Raw genomic sequence first — 22164 nt, forward strand, 5'->3', positions numbered from 1 at the left:
GCAGGGCGAGAGTGTTGCCGAGAGACGGGGCGCGAGCAATCGCTATCTTGCGGTTGAATTGGCGGGATCCTTCGCCATCCGCGGAAAAATTGCACTTCTCCTGCACCCGGTTCACTGGCTAAGCTCAGGCTTTTCCGAATTCCCGCAGAGGTCTCACCATGCCGCAGAAATGGCCCGCCGCCGATATCGCTCGAACGATCCTCGATGGCTTCGACGATTACCGCGAGCACTTTCGCCAGATCACCGACGGTGCCCGGGCGCGCTTCGAGCAGGCGCAGTGGCAGGAGGCGCAGACTGCCTCGGCGGCGCGGATCAACTTGTACGAGGAAAAGGTCAGCGAGACGGTACAGCGGCTGCGCACGACTTTCGATCTGGAGACCCTGCTCGACGTCAATCAGTGGCCGCTGGTGAAAAGCGCCTATATCAGCCTGATCGACCTGCGCTTCGACGATGAGCTGTCCGAGACCTGGTACAACTCGGCCTTCTGCGGCCTGTTCAGCCACGACCTGATCAGCGACGGCTGCATGTTCATCCACACCACGCGGCCGAGCCTGCGCCGCGCCCGGGCCGCGCAGACCCGCACCTACCGCCCGCAAGGCCATCTGTCGACGATGCTCGAACAGATCTTCGTCGACTACAGCTTCAGCGAGGCCTATGCCGACCTGCCCGGCGACCTGCGGCGCCTGGAGTCGCAGTTGCGGGAGAACCTGCCGGACTGGGTGTGCAAGGACCCGGAGCTGGCGGTGGAGCTGTTTTCCTCGGTGCTGTACCGCAACAAGGGTGCCTACCTGGTGGGGCGCATCTACACCCATGACGAGCAGTGGCCGCTGGTGATTCCGCTGCTGCACCGTGAAGGGCGGGGCATCCAGATCGACGCGCTGATCACCGACGAAGCCGAGGTGTCGATCATCTTTTCCTTCACCCGTTCCTATTTCATGGTCGACGTGCCGGTACCGGCGGAGTTCATCGGTTTCCTCAAGCGCATCCTGCCGGGCAAGAACATCGCCGAGCTGTACACCTCCATCGGTTTCTACAAGCACGGCAAGTCCGAGTTCTACCGGGCGCTGATCAACCACCTGGCCAACACCGACGACCAGTTCATCATGGCCCCGGGCGTGCGCGGCATGGTCATGAGCGTGTTCACCCTGCCGGGCTTCAACACCGTGTTCAAGATCATCAAGGACCGCTTCTCGCCGTCGAAAAACGTCGACCGCGCCACGGTGATCGAGAAGTACCGCCTGGTGAAAAGCGTCGACCGGGTAGGGCGCATGGCCGATACCCAGGAGTTCGCCGATTTCCGCTTTCCCCTGGGCAAGTTCGATCCGGCCTGCCTGGCGGAACTGCTGGAAGTGGCGCCTTCGACGGTGTCGGTGGAGGGCGATACGGTGCTGATCCGCCACTGCTGGACCGAGCGGCGCATGACCCCGCTCAACCTCTACCTGGACCACGCCAACCCGGCCCAGGTGCGCGAGGCGCTGGAGGACTACGGCCTGGCGATCAAGCAACTGGCTGCGGCCAACATCTTCCCCGGCGACATGCTGCTGAAGAACTTTGGCGTCACCCGCCATGGCCGGGTGGTGTTCTACGACTACGACGAGATCTGCTTCCTCACCGAGGCCAACTTCCGCCACATCCCGGCACCGCGCACCCCGGAGGACGAGATGGCCTCCGAGCCCTGGTACTCCATCGGCCCGCTGGATGTGTTCCCCGAGGAGTTCCCGCCATTCCTGTTCGCCGACGCCGGGCAGCGCAAGCTGTTCGACCAGCTGCACGGCGAGCTGTACAACGCCGACTACTGGAAAGGCCTGCAGGACGCCATTCGCGCCGGCAAGGTGATCGATGTGTTCCCGTATCGGCGCAAGGAGCGGGATAACGAATAGAAGGGGCAGCAGCCAGCGGCAAGTTACAAGCGGCAAGCTAAAAGCGCAAAGCTGCGTTAATCTTGCGGCTTTTCGCTTGAAGCTTGCCGCTGCTTTCCTATGACTTCCGAATCGCCTGCAATCGACCAACTGCTGAAAAACCTCGACCAAGCCATGCTCGCCGACCGTCACCGGTTGCGCCGGCAGTTGCTTGAGCTGCGCAAGAAACCCGACGAGGCCAAGCTTGGGCAGTGGGTCGAACGCATGCAGGCGTCCTGCGCCCAGGTGGTGACACGGCGCGCCAGCGTACCGTCGATTCGCTACGACGACAGCCTGCCGATCGCCGCCAAGCGCGACGAGATCAAGGCGGCGCTGCAAAAGCACCAGGTGCTGATCATCGCCGGCGAAACCGGTTCGGGTAAAACCACCCAGTTGCCGAAGATCTGCCTGGAAATCGGCCGCGGCCAGCACGGCCTGATCGGCCATACCCAGCCTCGGCGGATCGCCGCGCGCAGCGTGGCCAGCCGGGTTGCCGAAGAGCTGGCGACGCCGCTAGGTGCCTTGGTGGGTTACCAGGTACGCTTCGAGGACCAGAGCGACTCGAACACCCTGATCAAACTGATGACCGACGGCATCCTGCTGGCGGAAACCCAGAACGACCGCTACCTGGAACGCTACGACACGATCATCGTCGACGAAGCCCACGAACGCAGCCTGAACATCGATTTCCTGCTGGGCTACCTGAAGACCCTGCTGCCGCGGCGCCCGGACCTCAAGGTCATCATCACCTCGGCGACCATCGATCTTACGCGCTTCTCCAAGCACTTCGACGACGCGCCGATCGTCGAGGTTTCCGGCCGCACCTTCCCGGTGGAAACCTGGTATCGCCCGCTGACCCTGGAGCAGGACGAAGAGGGCAACCGGGTCGAGGACGACCTGACGGTGGACCAGGCGATCCTCGCCACCCTTGACGAAATCGCCGCCCATGAGCGCAGCGAGCGCCGCAGTCCGGGTGACGTGCTGGTGTTTCTGCCGGGCGAACGGGAGATTCGCGACGCTGCCGAAATGCTGCGCAAGGCCCAGCTCAAACACACCGAAATCCTGCCGCTGTATGCGCGCCTGTCGCCGGCCGAGCAGCAGCGGATTTTCCAGTCGCACCCGGGCCGCAGGGTGGTGCTGGCGACCAACGTCGCCGAGACCTCGTTGACCGTGCCGGGCATCCGCTACGTGATCGACAGCGGCACCGCGCGCATCAGCCGCTACAGCTACCGGGCCAAGGTCCAGCGCCTGCCCATCGAGGCGATTTCCCAGGCCAGCGCCAACCAGCGTAAAGGCCGCTGTGGCCGGGTCGAGCCGGGTATCTGCGTGCGCCTGTACAGCGAAGAGGATTTCAGCGGCCGTCCGGAGTTCACCGACCCGGAGATACTGCGTACCAACCTGGCGGCGGTGATCCTGCAGATGCTCCATCTGCGCCTCGGTGAAATCACCGCCTTCCCCTTTATCGAGCCGCCGGATGGCAAGGCCATCAGCGACGGTTTCAACCTGCTGCAAGAACTCTCGGCGGTGGACCGCAACAGCCAGCTGACGCCGCTGGGCCGCCAGTTGGCGCGGCTGCCGGTGGACCCGCGCATGGGTCGCATGCTGCTGGAAGCGGCGAAGCTGGGCAGCCTGCAGGAAGTGCTGATCGTCGCCAGCGCCATGTCGATCCAGGACCCGCGCGAGCGGCCGCCGGAGCGCCAGCAGGCGGCCGACCAGGCCCACGCGCAATGGAAGGACGCCGACTCGGATTTCGCCGGGCTGGTCAATCTGTGGCGCGGTTTCGAAGAGCAGCGCCAGGCGCTGACCGCCAGCCCGCTGCGTAACTGGTGCCGCAAGAATTTCCTCAACTACTTGCGCCTGCGCGAGTGGCGCGACTCCCATCGCCAACTGAGCCTGATCTGCCGCGACCTGCAGCTGAGCCTGAACAAAGAGCCGGCCGACTACCCCAAGCTGCACAAGGCGGTGCTGGTCGGCCTACTGAGCCAGATCGGCCAGAAGACCGAGGAGGGCGACTACCTCGGTGCTCGCCAGCGGCGCTTCTGGGTGCATCCGTCGTCCGGGCTGGGCAAGAAACGTCCGCAGTGGCTGATGACCGCCGAGCTGGTGGAAACCACCAAGCTCTATGCGCGCATGGTGGCGAAGATCGAGCCGGACTGGATCGAGCCGCTGGCCGGGCACCTGATCAAGAAGAACCACTTCGAACCCCATTGGGAGAAGAAGCGCGGGCAGGTGGTGGCCTACGAGCAGATCACCCTGTTCGGCCTGATCGTGGTCGGCCGCCGTCCGGTGCATTACGGCCCAGTGGACCCGGTGGTGTCGCGCGAGCTGTTTATCCGCGAAGGCCTGGTGCGTGGCGAGATCCAGTCGAAAGCCAAGTGCCTGAGCGCCAACACGCGCTTGCTGGAGCAGCTCGACGAACTGGAAGCCAAGGCCCGGCGCCGCGACATTCTCGCCGACGAGGAAACCCTGTTCGCCTTCTACGACGCGCGCCTGCCGGCGGAGATCCACCAGACCGCGACCTTCGACAGCTGGTACCGGGTTAACAGCCAGAAAGACCCGCAGCTGCTGATCATGCGCGAGGAAGACGTGCTGGCCCGCGAGGCCAGTGAAGTTACCGCCATGCAGTACCCGGACACCCTGCAGATCGGCGACCTGGAGCTGGCCCTGAGTTACCACTTCGAGCCCAACCACCCTCGGGACGGCGTGACCCTGCGGGTGCCGGCGCCGCTGCTGCCGGCCTTGCCCGCCGAGCGCCTGGAATGGCTGGTGCCGGGGCTGGTGGAAGCCAAGTGCATTGCCCTGGTGCGCAACCTGCCCAAGGCGCTGCGCAAGAACTTCGTGCCGGTGCCGGACTTCGTCAAGGCGGCCCTGGCGCGTATCGATTTCGCCCAGGGTTCGCTACCCCAGGCGCTGGGTCGCGAGCTGCTGCGCATGACCGGTGCGCGAGTCAGCGACGAGGCCTGGGCCGAGTCGGCGCAACAGGTGGAAAGCCACCTGCGGATGAACCTGGAAATCGTCGACGCCCAGGGCAAGTTCCTCGGTGAAGGCCGGGATCTGGCCGAGCTGACCGCGCGTTTCGCCGAGGCTAGCCAGGCTGCCTTGGCCGTGCCGCAAACCGCGAAAAGCCAGCAGCCGGTGGAGGCCAAGGTGTTCGCCGCGGTGGCGGAGAAAACCCAGCAGAAGATCGCCGGGCTGTCGATGACGGTATATCCGGCGTTGGTGGAAGAAGGTGGCACGGTCAAGGAAGGGCGTTTCTCCACCCCGGCCGAAGCCGAGTTCCAGCATCGCCGCGCCTTGCAGCGCCTGTTGCTGCAACAGCTGGCCGAGCCGGCCAAGTTCCTGCGCAACAAGCTGCCGGGGCTGACCGAGCTGGGCCTGCTGTATCGCGAACTGGGGCGTGTCGATGCCCTGGTGGAAGACATTCTGCTGGCCAGCCTCGACAGCTGCGTGCTGGAAGGCGAGGACAGCCTGCCCCGGGACGGTGCCGGCCTGGCGTCGCTGGCCGAGCGCAAGCGCGGCAGCTGGACCGAGCACGCCGAGCGCCTGGCGCGCCTGACCCTGGACATCCTCAAGCTCTGGCACGGCCTGCAAAAGCGCTTCAAGGGCAAGATCGACCTGGCCCAGGCGGTGGCGCTGAACGACATCAAGTCGCAGCTCGGCCACCTGGTGTACCCGGGTTTTGTCCGCGAAACCCCGACGCAATGGCTCAAGGAACTGCCGCGTTACCTCAAGGCCGTCGAGCTGCGTTTCGAGAAGCTCGGCAGCCAGGTGCAGAAGGACCGGGTCTGGAGCGGCGAGCTGGCTGGCCTCTGGAGCCAGTACCAGGCCCGTGCCGGCAAGCACGCCCAGGAAGGCAAGCGCGACCCGCAGCTGGAGCTGTACCGCTGGTGGCTGGAGGAATACCGGGTATCGCTGTTCGCCCAGCAATTGGGCACCAAGGCGCCGATTTCCGACAAGCGCCTGAACAAGCAGTGGAGCCAGGTGGAAGCCTGATACGACGCCTGTAGCCGCTGCCGCAGGCTGCGATAAGGTCAGAAGGACCTTCCCGCGATCTCAGGGAGCACGCCCTCTTCGAGGTCGATCGCAGCCTGCGGCAGCGGCTACAGGGATCGGTGGCGTTACGGCGATTACGCTTGCCGATGGGGCCAAACGCCAGCGTTTATGGCAAACTTCGCCGTTATAAATGCCGGCCCCGCGGTTTTGAGCGTTCGCCGCCCGGGCAAAGCGCAATAAAGCGATGTCAGGTCCGATTCCGCCAGTCGGGATAGACCATTTACGGTTTGGTACGACGGTGCCAATACCTTCTGCCTGAACAGAATAGAGGAACGAACGTGCATAACGTCGTCATCAGCGGCACTGGCCTGTACACCCCGGCCAACAGCATTTCCAACGAAGAGCTGGTGGAGTCTTTCAACACCTACGTGCATCAGTTCAACGCCGACAACGCGCAAGCGATCGAGCGCGGCGAGGTTCAGGCCCTGACCGAATCCAGCGCGGCCTTCATCGAAAAGGCCTCCGGCATCAAAAGCCGGTTTGTCATGGACAAGGACGGCATCCTCGATCCGCAGCGCATGACCCCGCGCCTGCCCGAGCGTTCCAATGACGAATGGTCGGTACTCTGCCAGATGGCCATCGGCGCCGCCGAGCAGGCCCTGCAACGCGCCGGCAAGACCGCCGCGGACATCGACGGGGTGATAGTCGCCTGCTCCAACCTGCAGCGCGCCTACCCGGCCATCGCCATCGAAGTCCAGGAAGCCCTGGGCATCGCTGGTTTCGGTTTCGACATGAACGTGGCCTGCTCCTCGGCCACCTTCGGCATCCAGGCCGCCTGCAACAGCGTGCAACTGGGCCAGGCCCGGGCGATCCTGATGGTCAACCCGGAAATCTGCACCGGCCACCTGAACTTCCGTGACCGCGACAGCCACTTCATCTTCGGCGACGCGGCCACCGCGGTGATCATCGAGCGGGCTGACCTGGCCACTTCGCCGTACCAGTTCGACATCATCAGCACCAAGCTGCTGACCAAGTTCTCCAACAACATCCGCAACAACTTCGGCTTCCTCAACCGCGCCGCGGAAGAGGGCATCGGCGCGCCGGACAAACTCTTCGTGCAGGAGGGCCGCAAGGTGTTCCGCGACGTCTGCCCGATGGTGGCGGAACTGATCGCCGAGCATCTGCAGGAAAACCAGCTGAACGTCAGCGACGTGAAGCGTTTCTGGCTGCACCAGGCCAACCTCAGCATGAACCACCTGATCGTCAGGAAGCTGCTGGGCCGCGAAGCCACCGAAGAGGAAGCACCGGTGATTCTCGACACCTACGCCAACACCAGTTCGGCCGGTTCGGTGATCGCTTTCCACAAGAACCAGGATGACCTGAGCAGCGGCTCGCTGGCGATACTCAGCTCGTTCGGCGCCGGTTATTCGATTGGCAGTGTGCTTCTGCGCAAGCGTTGACAGTCTTATGGATCGCAGCCGCTGATCGGTGGCCGTCGGCTCCTGCCAGGAGCCGGCGGCGCTGGCCGGCTGTGATCCCTGATTCCGATTACGAGGCATGAATGTCCGCAGCTGACGACACGCAACTGCTTGAACGCCTGTTGGCCGGCGAGCAAAAGGCCTACAAGGAACTGGTCGGCACCTACCAGAGCGCCATGCGCGCGGTGGCCTACGCCATTGTCGGCCAGCGCCACGCCGACGAAGTGGTGCAGGATGCCTGGCTGTCGGTGGTACGCAACCTGGCCGGTTTCCAGGGGCGTTCCAGCCTCAAGACCTGGCTGTTGACCATCACCGCCAACTCGGCGAAAAGCCGCTACAAACAGAACCGCCGGGAAGTCCTGCTGGATGACTTGCCGGCCCCCCACGGCACCATTGGCGACGAACGTTTTTCTTCCTCTGACGGTCACTGGCTGGTGGCGCCGTTCGCCTGGCACGCCGATACCCCGGAAGCCCTGCTGACCGAGGCCGAGCTGCGCGAATGCCTGGAGCACACCTTGCTGAGCCTGTCGGAACTGCAAGGCAGCGTGTTGACCCTGCGCGAGCGCCAGGGCCTGGAGCTGGAGGAGATCTGTAATCTTCTGGACATTTCCCTCTCCAATGTCCGGGTGCTGCTGCACCGGGCGCGGCTGAAGATTTTTGCCACGGTGGAGCACTTCGAGGAGACCGGCCAATGCTGACCTGCAAGGAACAAGTGGCACGCTCCAGCGACTATCTCGATGGTCAGCTGAGCTTTCGCCAGCGCCTGATCCAGCGCCATCACCTGTTGTTCTGCCCCAATTGCCGGCGTTTCCTGCGGCAGATGCGCCTGATGCAGGCCACCTTGCGCAAGATGCCGGAGGCGCCCGTCGCCGACGTCGACGCACTGGCCGAACGCCTGGCCGCCGAGCGCAACCGCAACGCCTGATTCACCCGACAATCCTCCCGTAGCCGCTGAAGCCTCAAGGCCCTCAAGAGCGCGACCGCTTCGCGCTCGATCGCAGGCTTCGCCAGCGGCTACACCAACGCATGCAAGGCGTACGCATTCCTGTAGCCGCTGCCGCAGGCTGCGATAAGGCCGAAGGCCTTCAGCGATCTTGAAGTCGCTGCGGCCGTTCGGCCGATCACAGCCTACGGCAGTGGTTACCTCGCTTTTCTTCGAAATCCCCCGCCCAAGGCTCTAGAGCAGGCTTTTTGCCTTATTTCGTTTGGAAGTAAAAAAGTTCCGCTGTCATTAAATCTTTATCTAGCAGCAACTCCCCTGAAATAACCCGCCGCCAAGATTCCCTCCCAACACAAGCGGGCCTGACTCGCGTGTTTTTTCCAGCGCTACAGACCACCAATTAGGGGAAATCTTCGATGATCCGTAAGCACTTCGCCGGTTTTGCCGCCAGCGCCCTGGCCCTGGCAGTTACCGCCCAGGCTTTCGCTGGCACCGTCACCACCGATGGCGCCGATATCGTAGTCAAGACCAAGGGCGGCCTTGAGGTTGCCACCACAGACAAAGAGTTCAGCTTCAAACTCGGTGGTCGCCTGCAAGCCGACTACAGCCGCTTCGACGGTGTCTACACCAAGAATGGTGACAGCGCCGACGCCGCTTACTTCCGTCGCGCGTTCCTCGAGCTGTCCGGCGTGCTGTACACCGACTGGGCCTACACCATCAACTACGACTTCTCCCACAACACCGGTGACTCCGATAACGGCTACTTCGACGAAGCCTCGCTGGCTTACAACGGCTTCAAGCCGGTGTCGATCAAGGTCGGTCGCTTCGACCCGGACTTCGGCCTGGAAAAAGCCACCAGCTCCAAGTGGGTCACCGCGCCGGAACGTAACATCTCCTACGACATGATCGACTGGGCCAACACTCACCAGAACGGCATGGGCCTGCAGGCTTCCAGCACCTTCGCCGACTCCTTCTATGCCTCGGCCGGCGTGTTCAGCAAGGACACCGACGACACCGACGGCGACAGCGTCAAGCAGGTCAACGGTCGCTTCGTCTTCGCCCCGATGCACGATGCCGGCAACGTCCTGCACTTCGGTGTGAACGTGGCTTCGCGCGATGTCTCCGACACCGCTTTCGACTCCCGTTATCGCACCCGTATGGGCATGCGTGGCGTCGAGACCCTGGGTGGTAACGATGCCGGTACCAACGGCAACCGTCCGGTGCTGGGCGGCAGCTCGACTTCGCCAGCCGGCTCCTACGACCGTGACACCGCTTTGGGTCTGGAAGCCGCGTTCGCCATGGGCCCGGCCTCGATCCAGGGTGAATACATCACCCGTAAGACCAAGGCTGATTCCAACGCCTACGAAGACATCAAGGGCCATGGCTTCTACGTGCAGGGCGCTTACACCCTGACCGGCGAATCCCGCGGCTACAAGGTTGGCAAGTTCGACGCCATCAAGCCGGCCAACAAAGCCTTCGGTGCCTGGGAAGTGTTCTATCGCTACGACAGCATGACCGTCGAAGACGACAACATCACCACTGCCAGCCTGACCCGCGACGTCGGCGATGCCGAAGTCAAGGTGCACAACCTGGGTGTGAACTGGTACGCCAACGAAGCGGTGAAAATCTCCGCCACCTACGTCAAGGCCAAGACCGACAAGGTCACCAACGCCACGGCCGCCAGCGGTTCGACTCCGGCCGCGCGTACCGGTGACGACGACGGCGACGGCTTCATCGTTCGCGCGCAGTACGTGTTCTGATGTCGATGCACTTGCTGTAAAGAGCTCTTTCTCATCCGTTAAAGCTCCTTTCGTTTCAGCCCCGCTTCGGCGGGGCTTTTTTTCTTTGCCTGTCCCCTCAGACTGGGCTGGAGTGAATGTCGGCTACTGAAATTTAAGCGAATGCAGGCCTGAAGCTAACCAGGCCTGTCGAGAGCTGATTCAGCGAGTCGGCTACCGACAGTCACAGACACAATGGAAATGACCATGCAAAGAATGGCGAGTGACTATCGCGCCGGGCCTCAAACCATTGCTGTGCTGGCAAGCGGTGAAACCGTATCGGTAGGAACAGTGCTGAAAGCCGAAGTAGACATGCTGTACATCGTTAGCACCATTACGACTGATGGCAAGAAAATCGCTTTCGATCTGCGCGAGCTTCCAGAACTAGCAGATGCTTTTGCAGGAGTGGGCCGCTCAAGGCATGTACGGCTATCTGCCCTTGGGGGTCGGGTCACTATGAAATTTGCAGCCATGGACAAGTTCAATAAGCAGGTTGCGGCTATCGGCAACGAATTACCCCATTGACCACGGAAAAGTAGCCATGACCCATGTATTGACCCAGGAACAGGAAGCCGAGAAGTAAGCAGGAAAATCAGACCATGCCACGTAAGAGCAAATACGTAGGTCACGTCTACAACCACAACAGCCACGGAACAATAGTTCAGAATCGTCCTAAAGCCTTAGCCATCGCCACTTGCTAGGTTCGCAAAGCTCTACAAGGAGCCGAGTTTTTCTCCCGCGGATCAGCTAATGCAAGGACGATAAATGCTCTCTTCTGCTCGACTGGGTGACAAACACGTCTGCCCACTTCCCGGTCATGGCACCACTCCAATTGCCTCTGCTTCTGGCGACATAAGCATCAACTTCATGGGCGCTGCCCGAGTTGGTGACACCTGCAGTTGTGGGGCGGTCATCACCACGGGGTTTCTCTCGATCATCCTGAATGGCCGCCCCATGGCCCACTTAGGGAGCCCGACCAGTCACGGTGGAACGATCATCTCAGGCAGCCCCGATACCTTCGGCGGCTTCCAGTTCGGCGGTGCGGCAATCCAGGCTATCGTTGACTTCGCCAAGCTTGGTGCCGTTCGCCTGGACGGCTCAGTGGATGATCAACTGATGTCTGAGCTGCTGGCCGACCCACAACTGGAGCAGCGCGCCTTGCTCTCGGGTGCTCTGGTGCAACCTGGCAATTCGTCCTCAACAGCCCCCAAGGAGCCGTTGACTCCCGAGCTAATAGCAGTCGCCGGTAGTCAGCACGACAAAAGCGCGGGCAACCAAATGATGTTCATCGGTCAAGCCGTGCGCGAGCTGGCCGAATTCAAACGCAGCAAGCCCGCCCTGACGCGGACGCTGATGGTGTTCACCCCGTCATACAGTGAAACAATGCTCAGTGCTGCACGCGAATCCGCCGACGCCTATGGTGCTGGCTTTATTGGCGTAGCCAACGTCCAGGAACTGATCGACTACCTGAACCAGGGCAAGGACCGCAAGCAATCACCCATCGAACACTTATCGCTGTTCAGCCACGGCGTGCCGCATCGGATTGCCTTCGGCTATCAGCTTGCCGGGGATTTCCAAATGTCCTTAGACGTACTGAGCTACGACAAGATTTCACCTTCGGCGTTTGCCAGTTCGGCGCAGATCGACAGCTACGCCTGTAGGACCGGTATGGGCAATCGGTCGGACTTCCCTGTCGAAGATGGCATCCAGTTCTTTCCACAGACCAACGAAAGTCTGGCGCAGTTGCTGGCCAACCACCTGCGAATCAAGGTGCATGCCTTTGTTCGACGTTCAGACTACAAGAACACCTGGGGTTCGTTCGAGGAACGCCAGCTGGGTAAGCTGTGCGGCATCAGCAATAACGCAGCCCCCGGAGAAGAGTGGTGCAGGAAGTGGGGTGAACTGAAAGATGAACGAAATGAAAGCCAAGACGTGCTGAAATTCACCTATCAGACCATGGGGGCTATTAATCCTGTGATCTCAGGCTACACGCCCATTGGCGCACCGGGAGGCCACTTTGAATTTTCGCCAAAATAAAGGGGCGTGGATTGCCCTTGCTATTTTCTCTCCACTGCTGCTGATCTGGGGCTACTACGAGCTGAAAACTATGACGAGCGTATATAAGCAAGATTATGGCAATGGCGTGGTTGTCCACGCGGATAAATACGTAAAGACGGGGCGCTGGGTCTTCGACTGCGAGTATTCACGGTTGATCAGTCGCGAGCCGCTGCCTATACCACTATCTGAGCTGGAGAGTGCCGGGAAACTTACCATCGGCAATATGTTCTTTTTGAAGGACTCAGACAGGGAGCCAGCGAAGGAAGCACTGAGAGCCATAACGGGCATACGTGACTGGTACAAGAGTCTGCGCTATCTCTACTCCAGCTTGGATGAAAATAGCGACCTCAACACTCATGTTTTTGACCTGCTGGCTAAACATGAAGGTCGGCAGTGGGCATTGAAAGTTCGGCAGAGACTTGACCATCAGGGCAAGTCGAGTTTCAGGATCACAGCAGAGCCCTACGATCCCGAAACTTACATGGACTATGCCAAGGCACTCCAGGCCGCCGCCAAGAGCTGTCCTGGTCCGCAGTAAAGGCATCAGGGGGGACCGGCTGATTTTCCGTGAACAGCACGGCACGCGGGCCTGTAAGCTATTCAGGAGGCCCGCAACCCACTCTCTCAGGATCGTCCGCGATTCGTCACCAATCCTGACAGAGAACCCCATGACTGTACCCATCCGCCGCGCAACATCTCTTCGCCCAGGGCAATTCAAACACCTGATTCGCGTTGCATCCGTTACTGGCCGTCTGCCAGAGCGTGATGTGATGCTTTTGTGGCTCACACACACCACTGGGATTCGCGTCAGCGAACTGGCCTTACTGGAGGTCGCAGACGTGCTGTACCCCAGCGGAGCCATCAAGCCCGAGGTGCATCTACGAGCGGACATCACAAAGGGTTGCCGACCGCGCAATGTGTACCTGACACATGCTCGATACCCTACACGCCTTATATGTGAAATCGGGGGGACACCTTGACGAGGAGCCCCCTTTTTTTGCCTGGGCCGAGGCCGGCGGCTAACGCCAGACCGGCAGCAGGTCGAAGCTGAACAGCAGGTGGGCCAGGGCGTTGGCCAGGCCGAACAGCAGCACCAGGACGATCATCGGCGTGCCGCCCCAGACCCGGTACAGTGGGCTGGCGAAGCGTTTGCGCGAGGCATGGGCGAGCAGGGCCGGGGTGATCACCGCCCAGACGGTCGCCGCCAGGCCGGCGAAGCCGATGGCGAGGATGAAGCCTTCCGGCCAGATCAGCGCGCAGCCGATCGGCGGGGCGAAGGTGACCAGCGCGCTTTTCAGGCGGCCCCGGGGGCTGTCGTCGAAGCCCAGGGAGTCGGCGATGTAGTCGAACAAGCCGAGGGTGACGCCGAGGAACGAACAGGCCACGGCAAAGTTGGAGAACAGGGTCAGCAGCAGGTCGACCCGGGCGCTATTGAGCATGCTGCCCAGGGCGCTGATCAATACATCGATGGTGCCGCCCTGGCGGGCGATGTCCTTGAACTGGTCGCGGGGCAGGGTGCCCATGGTGCAGAGCATCCACACCGTGTACAGCACCAGGGCGATCAGGGTGCCGATCAGCAGGCAGTTGCGGATGCGCTGCGGGTCCTTGCCGTAGTGCTTCATCAGGCTCGGCACGTTGCCGTGAAAGCCGAAGGAGGTCAGGCAGAACGGCAGGGTCATGAACAGATAGGGCAGGTAGTCCGGTTGCGGGTTGCCGCGATCGAGCAAAACCTGTGGCTGCACATGACCGAGCAGGCCGCCGAAGGTCAGGAAGAAGGCGAGGATCTTGGCGCCGAATACCAGGGTGGTGATGCGGCTGACCGCCGCGGTGCTGAGCCAGACCACCAGGGCCACCGCGAGGGCGAACACCAAGCCGCCGTTGCGCGAGGAAATCTCCAGGCCCAGGTTGTGGGCGGTGTGGCGGATCACCGAACCGCTGGCCGAGATATAGGCGTAGGTCAGGATGTACAGGACGAACACCAGGGTGGCGCCGTTGAACAGGCTCCAGCGCCGGCCGATCAGGTCGCGGGTGATGGTCGAGAAGCTCGCCCCCGGCCGGTAGTTGAGATTGGCTTCGAGGATCATCAACCCCGAGTGCAGGGTGCAGAACCACGACAGCACCAGCACCGCGAGGGAGCCTTGGAACCACAGTCCCGACATCATCACTGGCAGCGAGAACATGCCGGCTCCGACAATGGTGCCGCCGATGATCATGGCGCCGCCGACGACCGAGGGCCGGCGTTCGGCGACCGTGCAGTGGGAGGTTGAAGGGGATGAAGCGATGGACGTACCGCGCATGGCAAGGCCTGCAATGAAATTGTTATTGGAGTTAGCGAGGGTGCGCCTCGGGTGTGCGGAAAACCGGCAGGCCGGCTCCCGCGCACCCGGGCGACGAATCAGCGTAGGGCTAGCAGGCGGCTCAGTTGCTGCGCCATTTGCAGCAGTTGGTGGTCCTGTCCGGGCAAGGCGTCGAACGACAGCCCGACCGGCAGGCTGCCGGCGGCGGCTACCGGCACGCTGACACTCGGCGCCGCCAGGTTGCTGGCTGGGTCGGTGTTGCGCACGAAATGCTCGAAATGCTCCTGGGCGCCGCTGTCGCTCAGCAGTGGCGCGGTGCAGCTGACGGTCGGGTAGGCGATCAGGTCGAGCCGGTGCTGCTGGAACAGCCCGGCATATTCGCGGTCAAGGCGCAGTTTGCTCATCAAGGCCTGCACATAGTCTTCGTAGGAAATGGCTGGGCTTTCCAGCTGCGCCATAAGGGTCTTCTTGATCTGCGGGTCGCGGATCTGGCCGAGGATGTCGAGGAAGCGTTCGCCCTGGCCGGCCTTGAGCAGGAACCGCGGGAAGTCGATGAAGAACTCGAAGATCGGCAGCGGGAACTGGATGCTTTCGTTGATCTCGCCGATCAGACGGTCGTCCACCGGCACCATCTCCACGCCCTGGTCGGCCAGGCAATCGATCGCCGCGCGGCAATCGCTGTGCACCTTGGTCTCCAGCTCGGACCAGAAGAACTGCTGGGGAATGCCGATGCGCAGGTGCTTGGCTTCAGTCGGCGCGGCGAAGGAAGCGCCGGTCAGATGCCGATGCACGAACAGCGCGTCTTCCAGGCTGCGGGTCAGCAGGCCCGGCGAGTCCTTGGTCTGGGACACCGGGACGATGCCGTCGCCAGGGTAGACCCCGGTGCTCGGGCGGAAACCCACCACGCCGCAGAAGGCCGCGGGAATCCGCACCGAGCCGCCGGTGTCGGTACCCACCGCGCAGGGCACCAGGCCGGCGGCCACGGCCGCGGCACAACCGCCGCTGCTGCCACCGGCGCTGTGTTGCAGATGGCGCGGATTGACCACCGCGCCGTAGCTCAGGTTGGCCGAGGTCACGCCGAACGACAGCTCGTGCATGTTGTTCTTGCCGGCGACCCGCGCGCCCAGCGCCTTGAAGCGCTGGACGATGCCGGCATCCTCAGCCGGCTGGTAGTCGGCCAGGCCGGGCGTGCCGGCGGTGGTCGGCAGGCCGCTGACATTGATGTTGTCCTTGAACGAAACCGGGATGCCATAGAGCGGCGCCTGGCGCTGCTCTGGCGTGCCGGTGTCGCCGCTGAACGCCTGCGGGGCGAAGCTGATGAAGCTGTTCAGGTGCCCGGCGTCGGCGTATTGGTCGAGCAGCGCGCGATGCCAGGAATCCAGGCAGAGATTGCCCTGGCGAAACCCGTCAACGAGCGCTTCGATCGAAAGCTGGCTGTACATGAAAAAGTCTCAACGAAAGTCGGTAGGGGCCTGGCTCAGCAATAGCGGAAGTGCGATTGCAGATCGAACAGCGGGTTGCCTTCCAGCAGTTCGCCACCGAGGCTGGCGATCACCGCGCAGGCGCCGTTCAGCGCGGTCTGCACCGCGCCTTCGGCCCAGCCGCCGGTAAACGAGCTGCCGCAGCCGGCCAGGTACAGGCCGGTGTCCTGCTGCGGGTCGAGGGCGGTCTTGAATTGATAGAACAGGCGCTGGGAGTACAGATCGTCGCCGGGGAAGTTCAGCTTGAAGGCACCCAGGGCCTGCTTGTCGGTGAGCCAGTCATATTCCAGTACGTAACGCTGGTAGTCGCCGTCCAGCGGCACCAGGTGGCTAGCGAACTCCGGCGCGCTCATCGCCAGTTCATCCACCAGACGCTTGCAGCGCTGGACCTTGTCGGTCATCGAAACCATTTTGTGCGAGTCGTCTTCCCAGGTGTAACTGATCAGCACCACGCCCCAGGAGTCCGGGTCCTGCGGGGCGTAGTCCAGGCAGTAGACGCCCTTGACCAGGGTGTCGGTCTGGATGTTCTGCGCCAGGCCATGTTTGAGCCAGAACTTGTCGCGGGTCAGGATGAACAGCTTGGACGAGCCGACCATGTGGGTTTCGTTGATCGCCCGGGCCACATCGCGATTGACGAACTGCTCGGCCTGGGTGAGGCGCATGTTCACTTGCAGGGCGCGGGTGGTGGCGGTGGTGATCACCCGGTCGCAGCCATAGGTTTCACCGTTGCAGCCCTGCAGCAGGATCTGCCCGTCGGCGCCCTTGCTGATGGATTCGATGCGGGTGCGGCAGATCCGGTCGCGTAGGGCGATGCCATGGAATTCCTCGTCGGCGATTCGCTCCCAGAGGGTGGAAATGCCGTTGGGCACCAGCCGCTGGTTGACCTCGAAGGCGTTGATCACCAGCCGCAGGATCTCGGTGAACGAGGCCCGGTACACCGACTGGAAACCACCCGAACCGATGCCCAGGGAGCCGAACAGGTGGAAGTCTTCCGGCTTGCGCCAGCGCTTGCCGCCCGGCGGGTTTTTCGAGGTGAAGATCTGCACCATGGCCGAGTAGAAGGAGTGATCGCCAAAGCAGTCCAGGTAGCGTTGCCATTCCGGCTGCACTTCCTCGAACTGCTGTTTTTCCAGCAGGTCGGTGAGCAGCAGCGGCGGCGCCAGGTAGGTGCCGTCGTCCAGGTGCACGCCTTCCTTGAGAAAGGCGTTCCAGCCCCGGTGCACGGTGTTGAAGATCGGCGGCGGATTCTCCCCGGCCGGCCAGTGGTGGGTTTCGCCGCGGTAGTGGATTTCGGTGTCGACCACCCCAGGGTCGGGGAAGGCCTCGGTGGTGCCGATGCCGAAGCGGTCCAGGTAATGGAACAGGCCGACTTCGCTCGGCGGGAAACGCATGGCGCCCATCTCGGCGATGAACTGCGGTTGGCTGTCGTCGAAGCACTGGGTCAGGAAACGCCCGCCGAGGTGGTCTTTCGAGGCCTCGAACAGGGTGATGCGGGTGGCGCCGGCGCGCAGCAGTTCATAGGCCGCGATCAGGCCGCTGAGGCCGGCGCCGACGATGCCGATGTGCTTGTCGGCGATTGCCGGCGGCAGGTGACCGATGGCCTGGGTGGCACGGCGCAGGAACTGCCCATAGTCGTACAACAGGTCGATGTTGGGGAACGAGCGGGTGCCTTGGGTTTCTTCGAAACCGGAGTGGGAGGAGTTCACAGGTAAGGGTCTCGGAAATCAGATGATGAGCTGCAGGCTTTCAAACGCGCGGGACGGATTGAGCAGGAGGACTTTCTTGCGCTGGATTTTCCACTGGCCGGCGAGGCACAGCAGTTGGTGTTCCACGGTCACCGGGTAATGCCATTCGCTGTCGCCACGGGCTTCGCAATACAGCATGGGGGTCAGGCAACAGGCGCTGAGGCCGTCCGGGTCGAGGCTGATCGCCGGCCGCTGGGCAATGTGCAGGCCGCGGCTCTTGGGCTGCTGCGAGAAATTGCGGGCGCTGGCCAGGCGGTTGATGCGCAGGGTGGTGAGGAAGCGGTCCTCATACAGCAGGGAGGATTCGCGCAACGGGCAGGGTTGATCGTGGCGCAGGGGAATCCAGTAATGGAAGTCGTCGCACAGCAGCTGTTGCCAGGCGTCGAAATCCTGTTGGTCGAGAAGCGCGATCTCTTGGTAGATCAGCTGTTCGAGGGGTGAATTATCCATGGGCGGTCGATCCGTCTTGGGCCTGCATCAGCTGCTGCCAGGTGTTGTAGAAGTTGCGCATGGCCCGTTCGCTGGTGCCGGACACCACCTGGGTCTGCTCATGGGATTCATCCGGTTCGAACAGGCGGGCGACATTCACCCAGTCGTTGGCCTGGCTGCGCAGCCCGTCCATGGCCCGCTCGTACATTTCCACGTCGTCGTGGGCGACCATCGAGCACGGCGAGTTGATCAGGTTGTTGTACTGCACGGTTCTTTCCAGCAACTGCACCGGTGCGCCCACCAGCTCGAAGATCCACGACTCGACCACGGTTTCGCTGGCCGAGATCGGGCGGATCACCCGCAGGGTCTGGATCGGTCCCTTGACCATCAGGTTGGGGAAATACACGGTGTTGTGCCGGGTATCGTCGAGGATCGCCGCGGCCTGGGTTTCGCCGTAGCTCTCGACCATCAGCTCCCAGTAACCGGGGATGCTGGAGTAGGCCTTGTGGATCGAGTTGCTGACGCCAGTGTGGCCGTGGCCGTTGGGCCAGGTACGGATACCCATGGCGCTGAAGAACTCGTAGGACGCCATGAACGGCGAGAACAGTTCCACGGCCATCGGCGGTTGGCCGTCATGCCCGGTTTCCTTCCACAGGCGAATGGCTTCGCCGGCCGAGGATTCGTGGGCGACCATCGGGTGGCAGGTGTCGGTCTGGTTGTCGACCACCATCTTCCAGTTGCAGCGATGGCGGTGCAGCAGGGGCTGGCCGATGGCGCGCAATTGCCCCTGGGGCGAGCGCATGACCATGTTGTCCAGGGTCGACAGCGAGTCGCCGAAGAACTCGTTGAAGCCGATGCCCTGTTCCTTGAGGCGCACGAACACGAAGCCCCGATAGTTCTCCACCGCGGCCACCGGCTGCATGCCCTTGTGGGCGGCGCAGCTGCTGAGGTCGCAGTCGTCGTATTCCTTTTTCACCGGGATGCTCAGCAGCTGGCCGTCGGTCTTGAAGGTCCAGGCGTGGTACGGGCAGCGGATGAACCGGCCGACATTGCCTTGCGGCTCGGCCAACACCTTCACGCCCTTGTGCGGGCAGCGGTTGTGCAGCACGACGATCTCGCCGTTTTTCTGCCGGACCATGGCCAGCGGTTGGCCGGCGATGTCGCCGGTGAAGAAGTCGCCGGTTTCCGGGACCAGGCTTGCATGGCCCAGGTAGCACCAGCTGGCGGCGAATACCTGTTGTTGTTCTCGCTCGAAGAGCGACGGATCAAGGAACAGCGTGCGATGCACTTCCTTGCCGTTGAAGTAGTTGTCCAACGAGGTTCTCTCTTTAGATGACCAGTTTCAGGCTTGGGCTTTTGGCCCGGGATACGCAGGGGTAGATCTTGTTGCTGCAGGCGGCCTGCTGCGGGCTCATGATGAAATCGCGGTGATCGACTTCACCTTCCAGCACGTCCAGCTCGCACACCCCGCATTCGCCGCGACGGCAGTCGTAGAGCGGGTCCAGGCCGGCCTCTTCGAGGGCGTCGAGCAGGGTCTGGCCAGGCTGCACCCGCAGGTCGATACCGGAGTCCGCGGCATGTACGGCGAAGCCGGGTTCGTCTTCCGCCAGCGTGGTGTTGAAGATTTCGAAGTGGATGCGCTCGCGAGGAAAACCCAGGTTCTGGGCATGGCTGAACACGTCGTTGAGCATGGCTTGCGGGCCGCACACATACAGGCGGTCCCGGGGCTGCAACTGGCCCAGCACCGCAGCCACCGACGGGCGCCCCTCGGCCGAGTCGGAGCAGTGCAGGCTCAGGCTGTCCTGCAACAGCTCGCGCATCTGCGCGGCATAGGCGGCATCGCCTGCGCTCTTGGCGAAATAGTGCAGCCGCGCCGGGCGCTGCCGGGCCCGCAGATGCCTGAGGATACCGGTCAAAGGGGTGATGCCGATGCCGCCGGCGAGGGCGATGTCGGCGCCGTCGTTGTCGTCCAGGTCGTAGTCGAAGGCATTGAACGGGCCGTCGAGCCGTACTTGGTCGCCAATGTTCAGCTGGCGGATATAAGCGCTGCTGGGCGAGTCGGGGTTCAGGCGAATGGCGAACACCAGGCTGCCCTGGGGCAGCTCATGTTCGGCCAGTTCGACCCGGGAGTAATGACGCCATTGCTCGAGTTGGGGAATCCACCATTTGAAGTGGGCCCCGGCGGTGGCCTCGCAGGGGGCCGGCACAAGAGGCGCCAGAGTGATTTCCTTGATGCTTGGCGAGAGCATCCGGCACTGGGTGATCTGGTAATTCATGGGGTGACTCGCTGTCAGCTTAACGGTGTTTCGTGCAGGTACAGCCACTGGGCCGAGTGCTCATGGATACGGATCACCACCACCGAGAGGCGCGAGGTTTCCTTCTGCTCCAGGCGATGGGTTTCCTTGTAGCGGATCGCCGCGCTGTGGCCTTCGTGCCAGACGGTGTGCAGGTCGCTGACAAGGATCTCCAGGCCGGGGCGGGCACCGACCGCGCCGCGGAACATCTGTTCGACCTGCTCGCGGCTGACGATGGCGCCCGCGGTGGTGACCATGCTGAAGTGCTCGGCGAAGGCCGGCAGCAGTTGGTCGATGGCGGCGGCGCCGTTGCCGTCCTGGTCGGTGAAGACCGCGTGGATCAGCTCGTGGACCGCATGGATGCTGTGTTTGGCCTGTTCAACGATTGTGTTGTGCATGACATTCCTTTTGCGTGGTCAGGTTGCTCATCTGCAACAGGGGTAACAGACCCATCACCGCCGCGATGACGAAGGTCAGGTGATAGGCCGGGGTAGACGCCAGGCTGGCGAGCAGCAGGTTGTAGATCATCAGGAACAGCGCGGCGCCGATGCTGAAGGACATCTGCCGGTTGATGTTCCAGATCACGCTGCCCTTGTGGGTATCGGCACCTTCGAAGTCCATCAGCGAGGTGGTTTGCGCAGTGTTGGCGCCAATGCCGCCGCCGATGCCCATCAGGCAGTAGGCGATGACGATGATCGGCAGGTCGGCGGCGCTGTCGACCAGGTAGAGGGTGGCGATGCCGGCGCTGTGCAGGAGCATGCCGAGGGTGAACAGGCGCCGGGCGCCGAAGCGGTTGTAGACCCGGCCGCAGACCAGCATGGCGATGAAGGCGCCGCTGGCGTAGAGGATCATGAACATGCCGGTCAGCTTGGCGCTGAAGTGCAGGCTGTTCTGCAGGAAGAAGATGCTCAGCAGGTTGACCCCGGTGAACACCCCGGGAATTGCGTAGTAGATGAAGATCGAAGTGCTGAGCTTCTTGCTCTTGAGCAGGCTCAACTCGACGATGGCGTTGTCGCAGCGGCGGTAGTGCAGGACATACAGCACCACGCAGGTGACGCCCAGCATCAGGCAGCTCAGGGCGGCCAGCGGCGGGTAGTCGCCACCGTACAGCGACATGCCCATCAACAGGCTGCCAAGGGCCGCGCTGACCAGCAGCAGGCCCTTGATGTCCGGGCGCGCCAGGCTGGCGGGCCGGGCTTCCTTGATCCACAGCCAGGACAGGGCGGCGGCGATCAGCGAGAACGGAATGTTGCTGTGGAACACCCAGCGCCAGGAGCTGCTGTCGACGATCACGCCGCCGATGGTCGGCGAAATGGCCGGGGCGATCAGGGCGACGGCCATCACCAGGGTGGAGATCTTGGCCCGCTGCGGGCCCTGGAACAGGTTGAAGGTCAGGGCCTGGCCCACCGGGATCAGCAAGCCGCCGCCGATGCCCTGGACGAAACGCCAGATCACCAGTTCATGGAAGCTGCCGGCCATCCCGCACATCCACACGGCGGTGCTGAACACCAGCATCGAGGCGGTGAGGGTTTCGCGGCTGCCGAATCGTCCGGCCAGCCAGGTACTCACCGGAATGATCAGGGTCAGGCCGAGAATATAAGCATTGGCCACCCAGGCCACGGATGAAGTCGAGACGTGCATATCATGGGCAATGCTCGGTAAAGCCACGGCCGACATGAATATGTTTATACAGTCGATAAAGAATCCGATGAGGAATATAAGAGCCACTTTGTAGCGATAAGTCATATGATCTCCCTTTTGCGGCGGGATCAT

The 22164-nt window shown here is 62.5% G+C and carries 17 protein-coding genes and 1 pseudogene; 10 read left to right on the forward strand and 8 right to left on the reverse strand.

Annotated features, from left to right (window positions below; translation table 11 throughout):
- The first annotated feature begins 158 nt into the window (after window positions 1-158).
- The 10 genes and pseudogenes from aceK to C4K38_RS32525 form a co-directional block, all read left to right on the forward strand.
- Complete coding sequence (gene aceK / locus C4K38_RS07610; protein WP_053277861.1) at window positions 159-1880, forward strand: bifunctional isocitrate dehydrogenase kinase/phosphatase; 1722 nt, start codon at window positions 159-161, stop codon at window positions 1878-1880.
- A gap of 99 nt (window positions 1881-1979) precedes the next feature.
- Complete coding sequence (gene hrpA / locus C4K38_RS07615; protein ID WP_053277862.1) at window positions 1980-5891, forward strand: ATP-dependent RNA helicase HrpA; 3912 nt, start codon at window positions 1980-1982, stop codon at window positions 5889-5891.
- A gap of 338 nt (window positions 5892-6229) precedes the next feature.
- Window positions 6230-7351 carry a beta-ketoacyl-ACP synthase III gene (locus C4K38_RS07620; RefSeq protein ID WP_053277863.1) on the forward strand — a complete coding sequence of 374 codons (1122 nt, stop codon included), beginning with the start codon at window positions 6230-6232 and terminating at the stop codon, window positions 7349-7351.
- 101 nt (window positions 7352-7452) lie between these two features.
- Entirely contained in the window at window positions 7453-8067 is a 615-nt protein-coding gene (locus C4K38_RS07625; protein WP_007926857.1) for an RNA polymerase sigma factor, read from the forward strand.
- Window positions 8061-8294, forward strand: a complete 234-nt coding sequence (locus C4K38_RS07630) for an anti-sigma factor family protein (protein ID WP_053277864.1) — start codon at window positions 8061-8063, stop codon at window positions 8292-8294. Before C4K38_RS07625 ends, C4K38_RS07630 begins: the two co-directional genes overlap by 7 nt.
- A gap of 431 nt (window positions 8295-8725) precedes the next feature.
- The gene (locus tag C4K38_RS07635; protein ID WP_053277865.1) at window positions 8726-10069 is read left to right on the forward strand and encodes an OprO/OprP family phosphate-selective porin; all 1344 of its coding nucleotides are present in this window, start codon (window positions 8726-8728) and stop codon (window positions 10067-10069) included.
- A gap of 225 nt (window positions 10070-10294) precedes the next feature.
- Window positions 10295-10612, forward strand: a complete 318-nt coding sequence (locus C4K38_RS07640) for a hypothetical protein (RefSeq protein ID WP_053277866.1) — start codon at window positions 10295-10297, stop codon at window positions 10610-10612.
- 240 nt (window positions 10613-10852) lie between these two features.
- Window positions 10853-12124: a PAAR domain-containing protein gene (locus C4K38_RS07645; protein WP_053277867.1), complete on the forward strand. Its 1272-nt coding sequence runs from the start codon at window positions 10853-10855 to the stop codon at window positions 12122-12124.
- Window positions 12105-12683, forward strand: coding sequence for a hypothetical protein (locus C4K38_RS07650; RefSeq protein WP_053277868.1), 579 nt, complete (start codon window positions 12105-12107; stop codon window positions 12681-12683). Before C4K38_RS07645 ends, C4K38_RS07650 begins: the two co-directional genes overlap by 20 nt.
- A gap of 130 nt (window positions 12684-12813) precedes the next feature.
- A pseudogene (locus tag C4K38_RS32525) lies at window positions 12814-13083 on the forward strand (site-specific integrase); the annotation flags it as partial.
- 81 nt (window positions 13084-13164) lie between these two features.
- On the opposite strand, the gene mtr reads toward C4K38_RS32525, so the two are convergent.
- The 8 genes from mtr to C4K38_RS07695 all read right to left on the reverse strand — a co-directional run bounded on the left by mtr (window position 13165) and on the right by C4K38_RS07695 (window position 22137).
- Entirely contained in the window at window positions 13165-14442 is a 1278-nt protein-coding gene (gene mtr / locus C4K38_RS07660; protein WP_053277869.1) for a tryptophan permease, read from the reverse strand.
- Window positions 14443-14540: 98 nt separating this feature from the next.
- Window positions 14541-15884: an amidase family protein gene (locus C4K38_RS07665; protein WP_053277870.1), complete on the reverse strand. Its 1344-nt coding sequence runs from the start codon at window positions 15882-15884 to the stop codon at window positions 14541-14543.
- A gap of 35 nt (window positions 15885-15919) precedes the next feature.
- On the reverse strand, window positions 15920-17629 hold the full coding sequence (locus C4K38_RS07670) for an NAD(P)/FAD-dependent oxidoreductase (protein WP_053277871.1): 1710 nt from the start codon (window positions 17627-17629) through the stop codon (window positions 15920-15922).
- 18 nt (window positions 17630-17647) lie between these two features.
- Complete coding sequence (locus C4K38_RS07675) at window positions 17648-18118, reverse strand: aromatic-ring-hydroxylating dioxygenase subunit beta (protein WP_053277872.1); 471 nt, start codon at window positions 18116-18118, stop codon at window positions 17648-17650.
- Window positions 18111-19412: a Rieske 2Fe-2S domain-containing protein gene (locus C4K38_RS07680; protein WP_053277873.1), complete on the reverse strand. Its 1302-nt coding sequence runs from the start codon at window positions 19410-19412 to the stop codon at window positions 18111-18113. Before C4K38_RS07680 ends, C4K38_RS07675 begins: the two co-directional genes overlap by 8 nt.
- 13 nt (window positions 19413-19425) lie before the next feature.
- On the reverse strand, window positions 19426-20373 hold the full coding sequence (locus C4K38_RS07685) for a PDR/VanB family oxidoreductase (protein WP_053277874.1): 948 nt from the start codon (window positions 20371-20373) through the stop codon (window positions 19426-19428).
- 14 nt (window positions 20374-20387) lie between these two features.
- The gene (locus tag C4K38_RS07690; RefSeq protein WP_053277875.1) at window positions 20388-20789 is read right to left on the reverse strand and encodes a hypothetical protein; all 402 of its coding nucleotides are present in this window, start codon (window positions 20787-20789) and stop codon (window positions 20388-20390) included.
- Window positions 20770-22137, reverse strand: a complete 1368-nt coding sequence (locus tag C4K38_RS07695) for an MFS transporter (RefSeq protein ID WP_041987012.1) — start codon at window positions 22135-22137, stop codon at window positions 20770-20772. Before C4K38_RS07695 ends, C4K38_RS07690 begins: the two co-directional genes overlap by 20 nt.
- Between the last annotated feature and the right edge of the window lie 27 nt (window positions 22138-22164).

Source organism: Pseudomonas chlororaphis subsp. piscium (genome assembly GCF_003850345.1).
Taxonomy (GTDB): domain Bacteria; phylum Pseudomonadota; class Gammaproteobacteria; order Pseudomonadales; family Pseudomonadaceae; genus Aquipseudomonas; species Aquipseudomonas piscium.

Bases quoted from the DNA above. Each gene is read 5' to 3' on its own strand.
- C4K38_RS07640 (WP_053277866.1), top strand. From the start codon at position 10,295: ATGCAAAGAATGGCGAGTGACTATCGCGCCGGGCCTCAAACCATTGCT.
- C4K38_RS07665 (WP_053277870.1), bottom strand. From the start codon at position 15,884: ATGTACAGCCAGCTTTCGATCGAAGCGCTCGTTGACGGGTTTCGCCAG.
- C4K38_RS07645 (WP_053277867.1), top strand. From the start codon at position 10,853: ATGCTCTCTTCTGCTCGACTGGGTGACAAACACGTCTGCCCACTTCCC.
- C4K38_RS07630 (WP_053277864.1), top strand. From the start codon at position 8,061: ATGCTGACCTGCAAGGAACAAGTGGCACGCTCCAGCGACTATCTCGAT.
- C4K38_RS07695 (WP_041987012.1), bottom strand. From the start codon at position 22,137: ATGACTTATCGCTACAAAGTGGCTCTTATATTCCTCATCGGATTCTTT.
- mtr (WP_053277869.1), bottom strand. From the start codon at position 14,442: ATGCGCGGTACGTCCATCGCTTCATCCCCTTCAACCTCCCACTGCACG.
- C4K38_RS07625 (WP_007926857.1), top strand. From the start codon at position 7,453: ATGTCCGCAGCTGACGACACGCAACTGCTTGAACGCCTGTTGGCCGGC.
- aceK (WP_053277861.1), top strand. From the start codon at position 159: ATGCCGCAGAAATGGCCCGCCGCCGATATCGCTCGAACGATCCTCGAT.
- hrpA (WP_053277862.1), top strand. From the start codon at position 1,980: ATGACTTCCGAATCGCCTGCAATCGACCAACTGCTGAAAAACCTCGAC.
- C4K38_RS07635 (WP_053277865.1), top strand. From the start codon at position 8,726: ATGATCCGTAAGCACTTCGCCGGTTTTGCCGCCAGCGCCCTGGCCCTG.
- C4K38_RS07685 (WP_053277874.1), bottom strand. From the start codon at position 20,373: ATGAATTACCAGATCACCCAGTGCCGGATGCTCTCGCCAAGCATCAAG.
- C4K38_RS07690 (WP_053277875.1), bottom strand. From the start codon at position 20,789: ATGCACAACACAATCGTTGAACAGGCCAAACACAGCATCCATGCGGTC.
- C4K38_RS07675 (WP_053277872.1), bottom strand. From the start codon at position 18,118: ATGGATAATTCACCCCTCGAACAGCTGATCTACCAAGAGATCGCGCTT.